This is a genomic window from Rhodococcus antarcticus (assembly GCF_026153295.1).
Lineage (GTDB): Bacteria > Actinomycetota > Actinomycetes > Mycobacteriales > Mycobacteriaceae > Rhodococcus_D > Rhodococcus_D antarcticus.
On record NZ_CP110615.1, the window covers coordinates 2,014,082 to 2,032,767 of the forward strand.

Below are 18,686 nucleotides of genomic sequence, written 5' to 3' on the forward strand. Positions count from 1 at the left end.
GACTCAGCCCGCCGAGGCCGCCGCCAGGACGCCCCGGGAGATCTGCGCCACGTCCGCGGGGGTGCAGACGAACGGCGGCATCACGTAGACCAGGTCCCGGAACGGCCGCAGCCACACGCCCTCGGCGACCGCTGCCGCCGTCGCCGCGGCCACGTCCACGGGGTGGTCGAGCTGCACCACGCCGATCGCCCCGAGCACGCGCACGTCGGTCACCCCCGGCAGCGACCGGGCCGGGGCGAGACCGGTGCGCAGCCCGGCCGACACCGCCGCCACCTCGGCCCGCCAGTCCCGCGAGAGCAGCAGCGACACCGATGCCGAGGCCACCGCACAGGCCAACGGGTTGCCCATGAACGTCGGGCCGTGCAGGAGCCCGCCGGCCTCCCCGGAGCTGATCGACGCCGCGAGCTCGGGGGTGCACAGGGTGGCCGCGAGGGAGAGGTAGCCCCCGGTCAGCGCCTTGCCCACGCACAGCACGTCCGGGCTGATCCCGGCGTGGTCGGCGGCGAACAGCTCCCCGGTGCGACCGAAGCCGGTGGCGATCTCGTCGAGGACCAGCAGGACGTCGTGGGTCAGGCACAGCTCGCGGAGCACGTGCAGGTAGCGCGGGTCGTGGAAGCGCATCCCCCCGGCGCCCTGGACGACCGGCTCGACGATGACGGCCGCCAGGGTGTCCGCGTGCTCGGCGATGACGTCCGAGAGGTGCTGCACGTAGGCGGTGGACATCTCGGCCGGCGGGGCGTCGGCGAAGACCTGCGGCACCAGCACGTCGGTCCACTGGGAGTGCATGCCACCGTCGGGGTCGCACACGCTCATCGGGGTGAACGTGTCCCCGTGGTACCCACCCCGCCACGTCATCAGCCGGTGCTTCTCACCCCGTCCGCGGGAGCGCCAGTGCTGCAGGCACATCTTGACCGCGACCTCCACGGCCACCGAGCCGGAGTCGGAGAGGAACACGTGCTCCAGCCCGGCCGGGGTGATCTCCACGAGCTGCCGGGCCAGGCGCACGGCGGGCTCGTGGGTGAGGCCGCCGAACATCACGTGGCTCATCCGGCCCAGCTGGTCGGTGACCGCGGCGTCCAGCACCGGGTGGCGGTAGCCGTGCACCGCGGCCCACCAGCTGCTCATGCCGTCCACCAGCTCGGTGCCGTCGGCCATGGTCAGCCGGACCCCCTGGGCGGAGGCCACCACCCGGGGTGCCGTTGCGGCCGGCACCGCACCGTAGGGGTGCCACACGTGCGCGGCGTCCAGCGCGAGGATCTGCTCGGTGCTCAGGTGCGGGGTGTTCACGAGGGTGACGCTAGGACCTCCAGCTGGAGCACCACCGGCCGGTGGTCGCCGACGTCCACGGTCACGGCCCGCTGCGCGGCGGCGCCCCAGCCCGCCCCGTGCACGAGCGCGTGGTCCAGCGCCACCTTCGGGTTCGACGCCGGGTAGGTGGGCCCGGCCGAGAGCCGCCGCCAGCCCCGGGCGGCCAGGTCCACCACGGGTGCGGGCAGGTTGAGGTCCCCGAGCAGCACCACCGGCCGGCCGGGCAGGGCGAGCCAGCGCAGCGCCCGACGCAGCTGCAGCACGTTCCACCCGGGCACGAAGGACAGGTGCGCGGTGGCCACGGTGACCACCGTGCCGTCCACGTCGACGTCGGCGGCCAGCACCACCCGGGGCTCGTCGCGCAGGGGCACGGGAACCGGGACCCCGGGCACCACCACCAGCCCGGGCACCGGGGACCCGCGCAGCACGAGCACCCGGGAGGCGAGGACCGGTCGGCGGCTGAGCATCGACACCCCGAACCGTGGACCCGCGTCACCGGCGCGCACCGGGCGCCACGCCCCGCCCGGCGTGCCGCTCACCGTCGGGGCGAACCGGTGCCACACCGCACCGGTCGCCGCCGCGAGCACCGCGGTCTGGTCGGCTCCCCCGCTGCGGGGCTGGGCGTCGTCCACCTCCTGCACCCCGAGGACGTCCGCGTCCAGGACCCGGGCGGCCGCGGCGAGGTCTCCACCGCGCCCGCTCTGGACGTTCCACGATGCGACGGTGAGCTGGGGGTGGGACACCCGGTGATGGTGCGACACGACGGCCACGGGCGCCCGGTGGCCGCCTCCCCGCCCCCTGAGGGCGCGTGCGGGTCGGTTGCGCCCACTATTGTTCCTCCCCATGGCTGACTCCCCCGACCTCGTCGAGCACCCCGTGTGGCCCGGTACCGCCTACCCGCTGGGAGCCACCTACGACGGCACCGGGACCAACTTCGCGATCTTCTCCGAGGTCGCGGACGCCGTGGAGCTCTGCCTCGTCGCCGACGACGGCACCGAGACGCGGGTGCCGCTGGAGGAGGTCGACGGCTTCGTCTGGCACGGCTACCTCCCGCTCGTGCAGCCCGGCCAGCGCTACGGCTACCGGGTGCACGGCCCGTACGACCCGCTCGCCGGTCAGCGCTGCGATCCCAGCAAGCTCCTGCTCGACCCCTACGGGAAGGCGTTCGACGGGGCCTTCGACGGGGACCCGTCGCTGCACTCCTACGACTTCGACGACCCGACCCGTCGCAACACCGAGGACTCGTCCGCCCACACGATGACGACCGTCGTGATCAACCCGTTCTTCGACTGGGACTCCGACCGCCACCCGAGGCGGCCCTACAGCGAGACCGTGATCTACGAGGCCCACGTCAAGGGCATGACCATGACCCACCCGGACGTCCCGGAGGGCATGCGGGGCACCTACGCGGGCCTGGCCCACCCGGCCGTGCTCGCCCACCTCAAGGGTCTGGGCATCACGGCCATCGAGCTCATGCCGGTGCACCAGTTCCTGCAGGACCAGACCCTGCTGGACAAGGGTCTGCGGAACTACTGGGGCTACAACAGCTTCGGCTTCCTGGCCCCGCACCACGAGTACACCTCGAACCCGCTGCCCGGCGCGGCCGTCAGCGAGTTCAAGGCGATGGTGCGCACGTTCCACGAGGCGGGCATCGAGGTCATCCTCGACGTGGTCTACAACCACACCGCCGAGGGCAACCACATGGGGCCCACCATCATGTTCCGCGGCATCGACAACCAGGCCTACTACCGCCTCGTCGAGGGTGACGAGCAGCACTACATGGACTACACGGGCACCGGCAACAGCCTCAACGTCCGCCACCCGCACGCCCTGCAGCTGATCATGGACTCGCTGCGCTACTGGGTCACCGAGATGCACGTGGACGGCTTCCGGTTCGACCTCGCCTCGGCCCTGGCCCGCGAGCTGCACGACGTCGACAAGCTCAGCGCGTTCTTCGACCTCGTCCAGCAGGACCCGATCGTCAGCCAGGTCAAGCTCATCGCCGAGCCGTGGGACGTGGGCGAGGGCGGCTACCAGGTGGGCAACTTCCCGTCGCTGTGGACGGAGTGGAACGGCAAGTACCGCGACACCGTGCGGGACTACTGGCGGGGCGAGGACTCCACCATCGGCGAGTTCGCCGCGCGGCTGACCGGCTCGGCCGACCTCTACGAGGACTCCAGCCGCCGCCCCGGCGCGAGCATCAACTTCGTCATCGCCCACGACGGCTTCACCCTGGCCGACCTCGTGTCCTACAACGACAAGCACAACGAGGCCAACGGCGAGGGCTCCCAGGACGGCGAGAGCCACAACCGCTCCTGGAACTGCGGGGTGGAGGGCCCCACCGACGACCCCGAGGTGCTCGAGCTCCGCGCCCGCCAGCAGCGCAACGTGCTGACCACGCTGCTGCTGAGCCAGGGCACTCCGATGATCGCCCACGGCGACGAGCTCGGCCGGACCCAGCAGGGCAACAACAACGTGTACTGCCAGGACTCCGAGCTGGCCTGGATGGACTGGGAGGCCGCCGCCACGCAGCCGAACCTGGACCTGACCGCGTTCACCGCACGGGTCATCGCCCTGCGCGCGGCGCACCCGGTGTTCCGGCGCCGGCGCTTCTTCGAGGGTCGCCCGGTGAGCTCGGCGGACAAGATGCGCGACATCACCTGGCTCACCCCCGCGGGCACGTACATGGCCGAGGAGGACTGGGACTCCGGCTTCGGCAAGTCGATCGCGGTGTTCCTCAACGGTGAGGGCATCCCCGACAAGGACGTCCGCGGCGAGCGCGTGGTCGACGACTCGTTCCTGCTGTGCTTCAACGCACACCACGAGGACCTGGAGTTCCAGACCCCCGACGGCCGCTTCGCCCAGGAGTGGACGGTGGTGCTGGACACCACGGCTCGTACGGGCGAGCGGGACGACGAGACCGCCGTCGTCGAGGCCGGCACCGGCACCACCGTGGCCGCGCGCTCGGTGCTCGTCCTGCGCAAGACGGCCTAGGACCGGTAGGCAGGACCCGTGAGCCCCCACACCCCGTCCACGCCCGTGCTGTCCACCTACCGCCTCCAGCTGCACGGCCCGGACGCGGCGGGCGCCGGGCCCTCGCTGTCCCTGACCGACGCCACCGCGCTCGTGCCGCACCTCGACGCGCTGGGGGTCAGCCACCTGTACGCCTCGCCCATCCTCACCCCGGCCGTCGGCTCCCAGCACGGGTACGACGTGGTCGACCCGACCACGGTCTCGGCGGCCATCGGCGGTCCGGCGGCCCTGGACGAGCTGGTGGCGGCACTGCGGGCCCGGGGCATGGGCCTGGTGGTGGACATCGTCCCCAACCACGTCGGCGTGGAGACCCCCGCCGAGAACGCGTGGTGGTGGGACGTCCTGCGGCAGGGACGGGACTCCCCGCTCTCGGAGTACTTCGACATCGACTGGAGCCCGGACAACGGCGCGGACGGCAAGATCGCGCTGCCGGTGCTGGGCTCGGCCGAGGACGTCGCCGAGCTCACGGTGGTCGCCTCGGGGGACGAGACCGAGCTGCACTTCTACGACCACCGCTTCCCCGTCGCCCCCGGCACCGGCGACGGCACCCCGCAGGAGGTGCACGAGCGGCAGGCCTACCGGCTGGTGCCCTGGCAGGCCGGGCTGGTCGGCTACCGCCGCTTCTTCCACGTCAACGGCCTCGCCGCGCTGCGGCAGGAGGACCCGGCGGTGTTCGACGCCACCCACGTCGAGATCGCCCGCTGGGCGGCGGAGGACCTGGTCGACGGCATCCGGGTGGACCACCCCGACGGCCTCGCGGACCCCGTCGGCTACCTGGGTCGCCTGCGCGACGTGCTCGGCCCCGACCGCTGGCTCGTGGTGGAGAAGATCCTGGCCACCGACGAGGCGCTGGACGCCGCCCTGCCCGTTGCCGGCACCACCGGCTACGACGCGCTGCGCGAGATCGGCGGGGTGTTCGTGGACCCCGCCGGGGCGGCGGTCCTCGGGGCGATGTCGGCCGAGCGCACCGGTTCCGCCGGGGACGCCGCAGACCTGCGGGCCCAGGAGCACGTGCTCAAGCGCAGCGTGGCCCGGGAGGGCCTGCGACCCGAGCTGGAGCGCTGCGTGCGGGCGATCGGGTCCGGCGACGTGGCGCACGAGCTCCTGGTGGACGCGGTGGTGGAGCTGGTCGCCTCCGTGCCGGTGTACCGCGCCGACTACCCGTCCCTGGCGGGGCTGCTGCCCGGGGTGGTCGCCCGGGTCGCGGCCGAGCACCCCGGGCTGGCTCCTGCCCTGGACCGGGTGGCCGCGGCCCTCATCGCCGGTGGCGAGGCGGCGACGCGCTTCCAGCAGGTGTGCGGTGCGGTCACGGCCAAGGGCGTGGAGGACTGCCTGTTCTACCGGACGACCCGGCTGACCAGCCTGCAGGAGGTGGGCGGGGACCCCGGGCGCTTCGGCGCGAGCCCCGCGGAGATGCACCTCGCCGCGGCGGAGCGCGCCCGGCTGTGGCCGGCGGCCATGACCACCCTGAGCACGCACGACACCAAGCGTGGCGAGGACGTGCGCGCCCGGATCACCGTGCTCTCGGAGGTGCCCGAGCTGTGGGCGGCCGCCGTGGCCCGCTGGGAGGAGGTGGCCCCGTCCCCGGACGGCGCGATGGGTTCCCTGCTGTGGCAGGCACTGCTGGGGGTGTGGCCGGCCGACGGACGCACCGCCGCCGACGTGCCCGAGCTGCGCGTGCGGGTGCACGCCTACGCCGAGAAGGCCGTCCGCGAGGCGGGCACGCGCACCGGGTGGAACGCCGTGGACGAGGCGTGGGAGGCCGAGCTGCACGCCTGGCTCGACGCGGTGCTGGACGGGCCCGTCGCGGCCTCGGTCACCCAGCTGGTGGCTGATCTCGCCCCCGCGGGCTGGTCGAACGCGCTGGGCCAGAAGCTCCTCCAGCTCGCGGGCCCCGGGGTGCCGGACGTCTACCAGGGCACCGAGCTCTGGGAGGACTCCCTGGTGGATCCGGACAACCGGCGCGAGGTCGACCACGTGCACCGCGCCGAGCTGCTGGCCGGGCTCGAGGGCTCCGCGCAGGAGAACCGGGTTCCCGCCGTGGACGCCACGGGCGCGGCCAAGCTGCTGGTGGTCAGCCGGGTGCTGCGGCTGCGCCGGGAGCAGCCGCAGCACTTCGTGGGCGGCACGTACTCCCCCGTGCTCGCGGAGGGCCCCGCGGCCGCGCACCTCGTCGGCTTCCTGCGCGGCGACGGTGTGGTGGCTCTGGCCACCCGCCTCCCGCGCAGCCTCGACACGTGGGCGGGCACCACGCTGGACCTGCCCGAGGGCAGGTGGACCGACCACCTGACCGGCGCGGTGCACACCGGGACCGTCGAGGTGGGCGGGGTGCTCGACGCCCTGCCCGTGGCCCTGCTCGTCCGCGGCTGACCAGGAGGTCCGGCTGGGCGGCTGGGCGGCTGGGCGGCTGGGCGGCTGGGCGGCTGGGCGGCTGGGCGCCACGGTTCGCGTCCGGCCGTCCCAGCCGCCAGGATCGTCCGGGTGAGCCACCACTTCGCCGTCTGGGCCCCCACCCCGTCCGCCGTGCGCGTGCTCGTCGACGGGACCGCGCACCCGATGTCCGCCGCCGAGGACGGTTGGTGGCACGCCGACGTCGACGCGGCGGGACCGGGCAGCCGCTACGGGTTCCTGCTCGACGAGAGCACCGTCCCCCTGCCGGACCCCCGCTCGCCGCGCCAGCCGGACGGGGTGCACGAGCTCTCCCAGGTCCACGAGCTGGACCCGGCTGCGTGGACCGACCAGTCGTGGACGGGCCGTCCGCTGGCCGGCAGCAGCGTCTACGAGCTGCACGTGGGCACCTTCACCACCGAGGGCACCTTCGACGCGGCGATCGCCCGGCTCGACCACCTGGTGGACCTCGGGGTCGACCTGGTGGAGCTCATGCCGGTCAACGGGTTCAACGGCACCCACAACTGGGGCTACGACGGCGTGCTCTGGTACACCGTCCACGAGGGCTACGGCGGCCCGGACGGCCTGCAGCGGTTCGTGGATGCCGCCCACGGCAAGGGCTTGGGCGTGCTGCTGGACGTGGTCTACAACCACCTCGGTCCCTCGGGGAACTACCTGGAGCGCTTCGGTCCGTACCTCTCCGAGGCCGGCGGCAACACCTGGGGCCGCAGCATCAACCTCTCCGGGCCCAGCTCGGGCGAGGTGCGCAGCTACGTCCTGGAGAACGCGCTGGGGTGGATGGAGCGCTTCCACGTCGACGGGCTGCGGCTGGACGCGGTGCACGCCCTGGTCGACGAGACGGCCACCCACCTGCTGGAGGAGCTCGCCGTGCGCACCGAGTCGCTGTCGGCGCACGTGGGTCGTCCGCTCACGCTCATCGCCGAGAGCGACCTCAACGACCCGCGGCTGGTCACCCCGCGGGAGGCGGGCGGCTACGGGCTCACCGCGCAGTGGTGCGACGACCTGCACCACGCCATCCACACCGCCGTCACCGGCGAGCGCCAGGGCTACTACGCCGACTTCGGCTCGATGGAGACCCTGGCGACCACCCTGCGCCGGGCCTACTTCCACGCCGGCACGTGGTCGAGCTTCCGGCAGCGGGTGCACGGACGGCCGATCGACCCGCGGGTCACGCCCGCCTCGCGGTTCCTCGCCTACACCAGCGACCACGACCAGGTCGGCAACCGGGCCGTCGGCGACCGCCCCTCGGCGTACCTCTCCCCCGGGCTGCAGGCCGTGCAGGCGGCCCTGGTGCTCACCTCGCCGTACACCCCGATGCTGTTCATGGGCGAGGAGTGGGGTGCGTCCACGCCGTTCCAGTTCTTTACCTCGCACCCGGAGCCCGAGCTCGGCGAGGCCACCGCCCGGGGACGCAAGGCGGAGTTCGCCGAGCACGGCTGGGACGCCGACGACGTGCCGGACCCCCAGGACCCCGAGACCTTCACCCGCTCCAAGCTGGACTGGTCGGAGAGGGACACCGGTGACCACGCGAGGATGCTGGAGGTCTACCGCGCGCTGCTCGCGCTGCGACGGGCGCGCCCCGAGCTCACCGACCCGTGGCTGTCCGCCACCGAGGTCACCGTGGACGAGGACGCACGCTGGATCGTGCTGGACCGGAAGGGACCCGGCGGCGGCAGCGTGCGGATCGCCTGCAACCTGTCCGAGGTCACGGTCGAGGTGCCGATCACCGGGGACGTGCTGCTGGCCTGGGGCACCCCCGCGGTGGGCGCCACGTCCACCTCGCTGCCGGGCGAGTCGTTCGTGGTGCTCGCCGGCTGAGCTCCCGGTCTCACCTCTGCAGGGCGCCCGGAAGCACGCTGAAGGGCCTCACCACTCACCGCGTCCTCCGAGATCCGGGCGCAGGGCGCGCGTCCACCGTGCAGATCGATACCCGATCAGAGCTTCTTGTCCGGGAGCCTCTCGCGGTGCAGAAAACCGGATCGGGGACTGATGTGCACGCCAGAGTCACTGTGTGCTCCCCGATCCCAGAGCGCGCCGGCCGCAACACCCACCCCGGCGGGACCCGGGTCACACCGTCCTCATCAGGTCCGTGCAACGACTCCTTGGCGACACGGCCCAGCGGTAGGACGAGCTGGGGGTCGTCCACCTCCCAGCGCCACCCCCCTCCCGGACCCGGCTCGAGGCTCGCGCTGAGGTCCAGCTCGAGCCGGGGCAGGACCAGCACCGCGACCGGCGGGTGGCGGGTGCCTACTGGCGGGACGGCGCTGAGGGCCCGGAGGAGGCTGGGGCGCCAACCCATCGGGAAGGTCCGGTGCCCTACAACCTCAGCTGAGGCAGTTCGGCCCGAGCAGCGCCTTGAGGTCGCCCATCAGGGCCGAGGTGGGGGCCACGCGCAGGGCGTCGTCCAGCTGCAGCACCATCGGCTCCTTGCGGTCGCTGACCAGCTTGAGGTGGACGTCGGAGGTGCCGGGGTGGCTGGCCAGCACCCTCTTGAGGGACTCGACCTTGGTCGCCGTGCACTGCCGGCTCTGCATGCTCAGCTGCAGCGGCTTGTCCACCCCGATGGCGGAGAGCTCCGGGACGGCGAGGTCGTTCGCGATCAGCGAGATCTTGTCGTCGCGCACGGCAACCCGGCCCTTCACCAGCACGATCGCGTCCTCGGAGACGTCCGTGCCCAGCACCGAGTAGCTCTTCGGGAAGAACAGCACCTCGATCCCGCCGACCATGTCCTCCAGCTGTGCCGACGCCCACGGCTCGCCGTTCTTGTTCACCCGGCGGGTGACGCTGGCGAGGATGCCGCCCACGGTCACCTGGGCGCCGTCCTTGACCGTGCCGTCGAGGATGTTCGGGATGGGGGTGTCGGCCTGGGCGTTGAGCGCGTGCTCGACACCCTTGAGGGGGTGCCCGGACACGTAGAGCCCCAGCATCTCCCGCTCCAGGGCGAGGCGGTGCTTGGTCTCCCACTCCTCGGCGGGGACCTTGACGTCGAACACGCTCGCGATGCCGGCGTCGGCGCCGTCCCCACCGAAGAGGTCGAACTGGCCGATGGCCTCGGCCTTCTTGGTGCTCATCACCGCGTCGATGGCGTCGGCGTGCACGAGCAGCAGGCCCTTGCGGGGGTGACCGAGGGAGTCGTAGGCGCCGGCCTTGATGAGCGACTCGACGACCTTCTTGCCGCAGCCGACCTGGTCGACCTTGGCGAGGTAGTCGGAGAAGTCGGCGAAGGGTCCCTTCTGGGTGCGCGAGGCCACGATCGAGGCGATCACGTTGGTGCCGACGTTGCGCACACCACCGAGGCCGAAGCGGATGTCCTCGCCGACGGAGACGAAGTTGTGCTGGGAGGAGTTGACGTCCGGCGGCAGCACCGTGATGCCGAGGCGGCGGCAGTCGGCCAGGTAGATCGCGGCCTTGTCCTTGTCGTCCCCGGTGCTGGTGAGCAGCCCGGCCATGTACTCGGCGGGGTAGTTGGCCTTGAGGTACGCCGTCCAGAAGCTCACCAGCCCGTAGCCCGCGGCGTGGGACTTGTTGAACGCGTACCCGGCGAACGGGAGGATGGTGTCCCACAGGGCCTTCACGGCAGGGTCGGAGAACCCGTTGGCGTGCATGCCTTCCCGGAAGCCCTCGTACTCCTTCTGCAGGACCTCAAGCTTCTTCTTGCCCATGGCCTTGCGCAGCACGTCGGCACGGCCCATGGAGTACCCGGCGACCACCTGCGCGATGCGCATGATCTGCTCCTGGTACACGATCAGCCCGTAGGTCTCGGCGAGGACCTCCCGCAGCGGCTCCTCCAGCTCGGGGTGGATGGGCGTGATGTCCTGGCGGCCGTTCTTGCGGTCGGCGTAGTCGTTGTGCGCGTTCATGCCCATGGGCCCGGGGCGGTACAGCGCGAGCACCGCGACGATGTCGTTGAACCCGGTGGGCTGCATGCGGCGCAGCAGGTCCCGCATGGGTCCACCGTCCAGCTGGAACACCCCCAGGGTGTCGCCCTTGCTCAGCAGCTCGTAGGTGGCGTCGTCCTCCAGCGGCAGCGTGTCCAGGTCGAGGTCGGTGCCGCGGTTGGTCCGGATGTTGTCGATGGCGTCGCCGATGACGGTGAGGTTGCGCAGGCCGAGGAAGTCCATCTTCAGCAGGCCGATGGACTCGCAGTCCGGGTAGGCCCACCCGGTGATCAGCGCACCGTCCTGCGGGCGCCGCCACATGGGGATGGCGTCCATCAGGGGCTCCGAGGACATGATCACCGCACAGGCGTGCACACCGGCGTTGCGGATCAGCCCCTCCAGGCCACGGGCGGTCTGGTAGATCTTGGCGACGTCGGGGTCGGTCTCGATGAGCGCGCGGACCTCGGCGGCCTCCTTGTAGCGCTCGTGGGTGGGGTCGGTGATGCCCTGGAGCGAGATGTCCTTGGCCATGACGGGCGGGGGCAGGGCCTTGGAGATGCGGTCGGCCATGGAGAACCCCGGCTGGCCGAACGTGACCCGCGCCGAGTCCTTGATGGCGGCCTTGGTCTTGATGGTGCCGAAGGTGATGACCTGGGCGACCTTGTCCACACCCCACCGCTCGGTGGCGTAGCGGACCATCTCCCCGCGGCGACGGTCGTCGAAGTCGATGTCGATGTCCGGGTCCGACGGTCGCTCCGGGTTGAGGAACCGCTCGAAGAGCAGCCCGTGCGGGATGGGGTCGATGTTGGTGATGCCCAGCGAGTACGCGACCAGGGAGCCGGCGGCCGAACCACGGCCGGGGCCGACCCGGATGCCCACCTCCCTGGCGTGGGTGATGAGGTCGGCGACGATGAGGAAGTACGCGGGGAAGCCCTTGTCCCGGATGACGCCGAGCTCGAACTCCGCGCGCGGGCGGTAGCCGTCGGGCACCCCGTCCGGGAAGCGTCGGTCCAGCCCGGCGAGGACCTCGTCGCGGAGGAACTCGTCCTGCGTCGAGCCGTCGGGGACCGGGAAGACGGGCATGCGGTCGCGCTTGGACCACACCTCGTCGTAGGGCTGCACGCGCTCGGCGATCGCGAGGGTGTTGTCGCAGGCGCCCTCGACGTCCGCGAACAGCTCGCGCATCTCCTCGGCCGACTTGAGGTAGTAGCCGTCGCCGTCGAACTTGAAGCGGGTGGGGTCCGAGAGCGTCTTGCCCGTCTGGATGCAGAGCAGCGCCTCGTGGTTGCTCGCCGCGTCCTTGGTGACGTAGTGGCAGTCGTTGGTGGCCAGCGCGGGGATGCCGAGCGCGCGGCCCACCTCGAGCAGCCCCTCGCGGACGCGGCGCTCGATGGACAGGCCGTGGTCCATCAGCTCGAGGAAGAAGTTCTCCTTGCCGAAGATGTCCTGCCACCGGGCGGCGGCCTCCAGCGCCTGCTTCTCCTGGCCCAGCCTCAGCCGCGTCTGCACCTCGCCCGACGGGCAGCCGGTGGTCGCGATGATCCCCGCGGCGTGCTCGGCGATGATCTCGGCGTCCATCCGCGGCCACTTGCCCAGCTGGCCCTCGATGGAGGCTCGGCTGGAGAGCGCGAACAGGTTGCGCAGGCCGGTGGCGTTCTCCGCGACCATGGTCAGGTGGGTGTACGCGCCGGAGCCGGACACGTCGTCGGACTTCTGGCTCGCGTCGCCCCAGAGCACGCGCTTGGTGCTCAGCCGCGACTCCGGCGCCACGTAGGCCTCGATGCCGATGACGGGCGTGATGCCGTGCGCGGTGGCCTGGGTGTAGAACTCGCTCGCCCCGTACATGTTGCCGTGGTCGGTCATCCCGACCGCCGGCATCCCGAGGCGCTGGGCCTCGTCGAACAGGGGGCCGATCTTGGCCGCACCGTCGAGCATGGAGTACTCGGTGTGGGTGTGCAGGTGCACGAACGAGCCGGCCACGCGAACCCTCTTCCTGCCGAGCTGTGAGGCACCGAGTCTAGGCCCCGGCAGCGACAGGAACGGCGACGCCGCGGCCGCACCGGTGGCGGCCCGGGCGGTACGTTCGACCCCGTGACCGCACCCGATCCCGCTGACCTGCGGCTCGTCGCGGCGCTGGCCGACCTGGGCCGCGCGAGCGTGCTCGAGCTCGCCGCGCACGCCCGCATGGCGCCCGAGGACGCCGCGCTGCGGCTGCTCCGGCTCGGGGCGTCGGGGATGCGCCTGGTGCTCGGTGTCGAGAGCGACCAGCAGGCCCTCCGCGCCTGGGTCTTCGCCCAGCAGCACGCCCAGCAGCCGCCACCCCCACCGCAGGCCCCCCCGACGTGGAGCCCGCCCGGCGCACCGCAGGGCCACCCGGCGGCCGCGGCCGCCCCGCCCCCGCCCCGGTGCCGCTCGCCCCGGTGCCACCGGTCCCGTCCGGCTGGGGCGCCCCGCCGTCGGCCGGCTGGGTCCGTCCGGAGGCGGTGGCCCGGCCCGCCGCACCCGGCCCCCCGCCCACCGCGCGGGCGGTGCCCCTGCCACCCGCCGTCCTGGGCACCCGCCAGTCCGGGACCGGTCCGCACGGGGAGCCCCTGTGGGTCACCCCGCTCGAGGTCGTGGACACCGCGGACGCGCTCTTCGCCGCCGCGGGGCACACCCTCGCCGCCGGGTCCCGCGCGTCGGTGGTGCACACCGAGGTCACCGCCGGTCCACCCGGCTACCCCAGCGCACCCGACGCCGGGCTGGTGCTCGTGCTCTCCGACGGCCGCGAGGTGCCCCGCTCCCCGGCCACGCTGACCTCGCGCCCGCCCTACCGCGGCGGGGTGGAGGCCGGGGAGACCCTGGCCGGGCACACCGTGTTCGAGCTCGACGAGGACGCCTCGATCACCGGGCTGCGCTGGCGGGCCGTGCCGGGCGGGGCCGCGCTGGACTGGCGGCTCTAGCCACCCCCGCCGGAGCCGGAGAGCCCGCTCGAGGGAAAGACCGTGTCCGGCACGGCGCCGTCGTCGGGCCCGGGCCCGATCGTGGTGGTCTGCCCGGGCAGCAGCGGGACCACCGACAGCCCCCCGTAGCCCGTCCCGGGCGGGGCGACCTGGACGGCGCGGACGCCGGCACGGGCAGCGACGGCGCGCAGCTGCTCGCCGGTGCCGTGCAGCACCAGCCCCACCACGCACGCGCAGCCCGACTCCAGACGGGTGCCCGCGAGCTGGGCGATCGCCGCCGCCCGTCCCGCACCCACCTGCGCCAGCCCCACCTGCCGGCCACCGGCCAGCCGGGCGAGCTCGGTGAGCTCGGCGGCGAGGTCGCCCTGGTCGGCCACCTCGAGGGCGTCCAGCGGGGTCTGCACCCGGTCGACGGGCACCCGCAGCAGCACGCGCGCGGTGCGCACCCCGCCCACCAGCGCCGCCGCCGCCGCCGGATCGAGCTCGGCGTCCGGGGAGAGCAGGGCCCAGAGCTCGTCGGCCGCCCCCGCGCCCGCCACGCTCTGCGCCGCGCCCGCGGTGTAGGCCGACACCTGCTCGCCCGTCTCCGGACCGAGCGCCGCGCCGGGTGCGCTGGTGCTCGGCGGGGTGCCGGCGCCCACCACGAGGACGAGCGCCAGCAGCGCCACCACCGCCACCAGCCAGGTGCGGCCCGCGGTCACGCGGCGCTCAGGGGGCGGGGCGCAGCACGTCCAGCGCGTGCTGCAGGTCGTCGGGGTACTCGCTGGTGACCTCCACCCGGTGCCCGTCGGCGGGGTGGTCGAACCCGAGGGTGCGGGCGTGCAGCCACTGCCGCCTCAGCCCCAGGCGCGCCGAGAGCGTCGGATCGGCCCCGTAGGCGGCGTCGCCGACACAAGGGTGCCGCAGGGCGGAGAAGTGCACCCGGATCTGGTGGGTGCGGCCGGTCTCGAGGTGCACGTCGAGCAGGCTCGCCGACGGGAACGCCTCGATGGTGTCGTAGTGGGTCACGCTGGGCTTGCCGTCGGCGAGCACGGCGAACCGCCAGTCGTGGCGGGGGTGGCGCCCGATCGGGGCGTCGATGGTGCCGCTGCTCGGGTCCGGGTGCCCCTGCACCACGGCGTGGTACTGCTTGGTGACGGTGCGCTCCTTGAACGCCCGCTTGAGCACCGTGTAGGCGTGCTCGGAGGCCGCGACGACCATGACCCCGGAGGTGCCCACGTCGAGGCGGTGCACGATGCCCTGGCGCTCCTCGGCCCCGGACGTCGCGACCCGGAAGCCCGCGGCGGCGAGCCCGCTGACCACCGTCGGGCCGGTCCACCCCGGGCTCGGGTGCGCGGCCACGCCCACGGGCTTGTCCACCACGATGATGTCGTCGTCGGCCAGCAGCACCCGCAGGCCGTCCACCGGCTCCGGGTCCAGCACCACGGGGGCGCGCTCGGGCTCGGGCAGCACCACCTCCAGCCAGGCGCCGGCGGGCAGGCGGTCGGACTTGCCCACGGCGTGGCCGTCCAGCGTGACGTCGCCGGCCTCGGCCAGGGCGGCGGAGACGGTGCGGGACAGGCCCAGCAGGCGGGCGAGCCCCGCGTCGACCCGCAGGCCGTCGAGACCGTCGGGCACGGGCATGGAGCGGGTGTCAGGCACCGGGGCCCTCCGTCCGGCTGTTGTCGGCGGTCGCGCTCGCGGTGCGCCGCGTGCGGGAGGCCGAGCGGGTCCCGTCGGGCTCGCGGCCGAGGAAGGCCATCAGGACCAGCAGGGCCCCGCCGGTGATGATGCAGGAGTCGGCGACGTTGAACACCGGCCAGATGCTGCGACCGTCGTGCACGAGGGCGACGAAGTCGACGACGTGGCCCTGCAGCGGACCCGGCGCACGGAACAGCCGGTCGACGAGGTTGCCCAGCGCACCCCCCAGCACCAGGCCCAGCCCCCACGCCCAGCCCGGCGACCGGAGCTTGCGGGCCATCCGGACGATGACCACCACGACGACCACGGCCACCAGGGTCAGCAGCCACGTCATGCCCGTGGCCAGGCTGAACGCGGCTCCGGGGTTGCGCAGCAGCCGCAGCTCGAGGAACCCGCCGGGCACGACCACCGGGCGCAGCGGGTCGATCTGCGCGACCGCCGCCACCTTGGTCGCCAGGTCCAGCGCCAGCACCGTCACCGCCACGCCGACCAGCAGCAGGATGCGCTTGCGGCCCGGCGGTGCAGCCGGGGCAGGGGTCGGGTCGTCGGTGCTCACCACCCCATCATCCCGCACGCGGGACCCCGCTCACCCCGCACCCGTGATCCCGCGCCAGCGCGCCAGCCGTCCGCCGGCGTCCACGGCCCTGATCCGGGCCTCGGTGGCCTCGCGCGCGTCGCGCGTGGTGACGACGAGGAGCTGGTCCCCGCGTCGCAGGCGGGTTCCCGCCTCGGGGGTGAACCCCCTGCCGTCGCGGACCACCAGGCTCACCGTGGCCCCGGCGGGCAGCCGCAGCTCGCCCAGGTACACCCCGTGCATCTGGGTGCCCTGCGAGAGCCGCACCTGCAGCAGGTCGGCCCCGGCGTCCTCCAGCGGGGCGGCGTCCACCGACACCTCGTGCAGCTCCGCCCGCACCGTCACCCGCAGCCACCGCGCCACCAGCGGCAGCGTGGTGCCCTGCACGAGGGTCAGCACCACCACCAGGACGAAGACCACGTCGAGCAGCCGCTGGGCCCCGGGCACCCCCTCCACCAGGGGGATGGTGGCCAGCACGATGGGCACGGCACCGCGCAGGCCGGCGAAGGAGAGGAACGCCTGTTCGCGCCAGGGCACCTTGAGCGGGACCGCCGCGGCCAGCACGGAGAGCGGGCGGGCCACGAGCAGCAGCACCGCCCCGATGACCACGGCGTCGAGCACGGCCGAGGGCAGCCGCTGCGGCGAGGCGTAGAGGCCCAGCAGCACGAACAGCCCGATCTGCGCGAGCCAGCCGGTGCCCTCGGCGAAGGAGAGGGTGTTCGAGCGGTGCGGCAGGTCGGCGTTGCCCAGGACCAGCGCGCAGACGTAGGTGGCGAGCAGCCCGCTGGCGTGCAGCAGCTGTCCGCTCGAGTAGCTGAGCACGCACACCGACACCGCCGCCAGCGGGTACAGCCCGGTGGCGGGCAGGGCCACCCGGCGCAGCACCCAGGCCCCACCGCGGCCCAGCGCGGCCCCCACCGCGACGCCGACCGCCAGCTCGTAGACCACCAGCGCGGGGGTCCACCACGCCACCGGGTCGGTGCCGGCGAAGAGGATGACGGCGATGACCACGGGCGCGTCGTTGAAGCCCGACTCCAGCTCGAGCGCCCCGACCAGGCGGCGGCGCACCGAGAGCCCCCGCAGCACGCTGAAGACGGCCGCGGCGTCGGTGGACGAGAGCACCGCCCCCCACAGCAGCGCGACGCGCCAGTCCAGCCCGAGCAGCAGGTGCACGGCCACCCCGAGCACGCCGATGCTCACCACCACCGACACGGTGGACAGGGCCACCCCCAGGCCCAGCGCCGGGCGGACGGTCTTCCACCGGGTGGTCATCCCGCCCTCGGTCAGGATGAGGACCAGCGCGGCCAGGCCCAGCTCCTCGGTGAGCTTCGCGTCGGAGAAGCGCAGGCCCAGCCCCGCCTCGCCGATGACCAGGCCGATCCCGAGGAACAGCAGCAGCGCGGGCAGGCCGAGGGAGGAGGACGCGCGCGCGCCGAGCACGCCCAGCAGCAGGACGACGGCACCGGCCCCCAGCACCAGCTCCAGCTGCACCCGTGGACCACCACCCGTCGCTCGTGTTCCCGCAGTGTCCCAGGCCGCAGGCCCGCTGTCTCCCACCAGCACCCGGTGCCGCTGGGCAGGACTCTCGCTACCGTGGTGCGGGTGAGACCGCCGCGCCCCGCTGCCCTGCTGACCGCTCTGCTCGTGCCCGTGGTCCTCCTGCTCGCGGGGTGCAGCTCCTCCGGTGCCGCACCCGTCTCCGGCTCCGCGCCCACGAGCACGGCGGCGATCGCCCAGCCGCCGGTGGTGGTGGCCGTGACCGATCCGGGTGCCGAGCCACGGGTGGTGCTCGGGCGGAGCACCCCCACCGGCACCACCCAGCTCGTGCAGCTCGGCACCACCTCGCAGGTGCTGCAGACCGTGGGCCCCGACCCCCAGCAGGACCTCTCGACGCCGGACCTCACGCTGCCCCTGACCGCGACCGTGCCGGCGGACGGTGCCGTGGCGCTCACCCTCGGGACCCCGACCGCGTCCGACCCCATCCTCTCGGGCGCGCTCGCCCCCGCCGAGGGGTCGACCGCCGGGCTCACCGTGCGGACCTCCGGGGCCGTGGACGAGCTGCGCATCACCCCCGCCGCCGGCCTCGACGACGCGGCCCGGGCCGCGGTCGAGCAGGGCCTGCGCCAGGCCGTGCAGCTGGCCCCGGTGCTGCCCTCCGATCCGGTGGGCACGGGTGCGGTGTGGACGACCACCCAGGTCATCGACAGCCTCGGCCTGCAGATCGACCAGGTGACCACCACGACCCTCACCGCCGTGGCGGGCAGCACCCTCACCCTCACCCTGGCCATCACGCAGACGCCGGAGACCGCGACGTGGACGCTGCCCGACGGGGGCGGCACGCTGAACGTGGACGCCTACCCCGTCACCGGCTCGGGCACGCTCACCGTGGACACCGCGCAACCGCTGCCCACCGCAGGCACCCTGCGCCTCGGCGGCGACCAGGTGTACAGCGACCCGGGCTCGGCCCTGCGGCTGCGGCAGAGCGTCCGCAGCACGGTGACCTGGACGAGCTGAGCCCTCAGCCCCCCGGTGCGTCCAGGATGGCCGCCACGGGGGTCCGGTTGGACGTGCTGTCGGCGTAGAACTGGGCCCACGCGCGGTCGGCGGCGCCCGGTCCCGCACCGTCGCAGTAGCCCAGCGCGCCGTTGAGCACGAAGTACTTGAAGACCGCCAGGCTCCGGCCGAGGTCCGCGCGCGCGGGATCGGTGTAGTCGACGCTCGGCGGGTCCTGCTGGTGCGCCATGCACGTCAGCTGGACGTCGCCCTCGGCGTTGAAGCGGGTCGGCGCAGGCGCGGGGTCGGACGTGCACCCGGCGAGGACCAGGGCGGGCACGAGCAGGGCCAGGACGGTGGTGCGCACGG

The 18,686-nt window shown here is 73.6% G+C and carries 13 protein-coding genes; 5 read left to right on the forward strand and 8 right to left on the reverse strand.

What is annotated here, in order from left to right:
• Positions 1 to 3 precede the first annotated feature (3 nt).
• Positions 4 to 1,287: an adenosylmethionine--8-amino-7-oxononanoate transaminase gene (locus RHODO2019_RS09675; protein ID WP_265381608.1), complete on the reverse strand. Its 1,284-nt coding sequence runs from the start codon at positions 1,285 to 1,287 to the stop codon at positions 4 to 6.
• Positions 1,284 to 2,051, reverse strand: coding sequence for an endonuclease/exonuclease/phosphatase family protein (locus RHODO2019_RS09680; protein ID WP_265381609.1), 768 nt, complete (start codon positions 2,049 to 2,051; stop codon positions 1,284 to 1,286). The genes RHODO2019_RS09675 and RHODO2019_RS09680 overlap by 4 nt, the downstream gene beginning before the upstream one ends.
• Before the next feature lie 100 nt (positions 2,052 to 2,151).
• Here RHODO2019_RS09680 and glgX point away from each other — a divergent pair, with 100 nt between their 5' ends.
• From glgX to treZ, 3 genes are all read left to right on the forward strand, one after another.
• Positions 2,152 to 4,302 carry a glycogen debranching protein GlgX gene (gene glgX, locus RHODO2019_RS09685; protein WP_265381610.1) on the forward strand — a complete coding sequence of 717 codons (2,151 nt, stop codon included), beginning with the start codon at positions 2,152 to 2,154 and terminating at the stop codon, positions 4,300 to 4,302.
• A gap of 18 nt (positions 4,303 to 4,320) precedes the next feature.
• Positions 4,321 to 6,711, forward strand: coding sequence for a malto-oligosyltrehalose synthase (gene treY, locus RHODO2019_RS09690; RefSeq protein ID WP_435532103.1), 2,391 nt, complete (start codon positions 4,321 to 4,323; stop codon positions 6,709 to 6,711).
• A 111-nt stretch (positions 6,712 to 6,822) separates the two neighbouring features.
• Positions 6,823 to 8,568: a malto-oligosyltrehalose trehalohydrolase gene (treZ, locus tag RHODO2019_RS09695; protein WP_265381611.1), complete on the forward strand. Its 1,746-nt coding sequence runs from the start codon at positions 6,823 to 6,825 to the stop codon at positions 8,566 to 8,568.
• Between the two features lie 506 nt (positions 8,569 to 9,074).
• On the opposite strand, the gene dnaE is transcribed toward treZ, so the two are convergent.
• Positions 9,075 to 12,608 carry a DNA polymerase III subunit alpha gene (dnaE, locus tag RHODO2019_RS09700; protein ID WP_265384712.1) on the reverse strand — a complete coding sequence of 1,178 codons (3,534 nt, stop codon included), beginning with the start codon at positions 12,606 to 12,608 and terminating at the stop codon, positions 9,075 to 9,077.
• Positions 12,609 to 13,156: 548 nt separating this feature from the next.
• Here dnaE and RHODO2019_RS09705 point away from each other — a divergent pair.
• Positions 13,157 to 13,570, forward strand: coding sequence for a hypothetical protein (locus RHODO2019_RS09705; RefSeq protein WP_265381612.1), 414 nt, complete (start codon positions 13,157 to 13,159; stop codon positions 13,568 to 13,570).
• Here RHODO2019_RS09705 and RHODO2019_RS09710 read toward each other — a convergent pair.
• From RHODO2019_RS09710 to RHODO2019_RS09725, 4 genes are read right to left on the reverse strand one after another with little or no spacing between them, the layout of a single operon-like run.
• Positions 13,567 to 14,271, reverse strand: coding sequence for a hypothetical protein (locus tag RHODO2019_RS09710; protein ID WP_265381613.1), 705 nt, complete (start codon positions 14,269 to 14,271; stop codon positions 13,567 to 13,569). The genes RHODO2019_RS09705 and RHODO2019_RS09710 overlap by 4 nt on opposite strands.
• Positions 14,272 to 14,278: 7 nt before the next feature.
• Positions 14,279 to 15,211 carry an RluA family pseudouridine synthase gene (locus RHODO2019_RS09715; RefSeq protein ID WP_265381614.1) on the reverse strand — a complete coding sequence of 311 codons (933 nt, stop codon included), beginning with the start codon at positions 15,209 to 15,211 and terminating at the stop codon, positions 14,279 to 14,281.
• Positions 15,204 to 15,806: a signal peptidase II gene (gene lspA, locus RHODO2019_RS09720; RefSeq protein WP_265381615.1), complete on the reverse strand. Its 603-nt coding sequence runs from the start codon at positions 15,804 to 15,806 to the stop codon at positions 15,204 to 15,206. Before lspA ends, RHODO2019_RS09715 begins: the two co-directional genes overlap by 8 nt.
• Before the next feature lie 30 nt (positions 15,807 to 15,836).
• Positions 15,837 to 17,315, reverse strand: coding sequence for a potassium/proton antiporter (locus tag RHODO2019_RS09725; RefSeq protein ID WP_265381616.1), 1,479 nt, complete (start codon positions 17,313 to 17,315; stop codon positions 15,837 to 15,839).
• Between the two features lie 111 nt (positions 17,316 to 17,426).
• Between RHODO2019_RS09725 and RHODO2019_RS09730 the strand changes: the two genes are divergently transcribed.
• Positions 17,427 to 18,338, forward strand: coding sequence for a hypothetical protein (locus RHODO2019_RS09730; protein ID WP_265381617.1), 912 nt, complete (start codon positions 17,427 to 17,429; stop codon positions 18,336 to 18,338).
• A 4-nt stretch (positions 18,339 to 18,342) separates the two neighbouring features.
• Here RHODO2019_RS09730 and RHODO2019_RS09735 read toward each other — a convergent pair whose 3' ends face one another.
• Complete coding sequence (locus RHODO2019_RS09735; protein ID WP_265381618.1) at positions 18,343 to 18,684, reverse strand: hypothetical protein; 342 nt, start codon at positions 18,682 to 18,684, stop codon at positions 18,343 to 18,345.
• Between the last annotated feature and the right edge of the window lie 2 nt (positions 18,685 to 18,686).

What these genes read in the sequence shown, in the direction of transcription:
- glgX (WP_265381610.1), top strand. Translation starts at nt 2,152, where the DNA reads ATGGCTGACTCCCCCGACCTCGTCGAGCACCCCGTGTGGCCCGGTACC.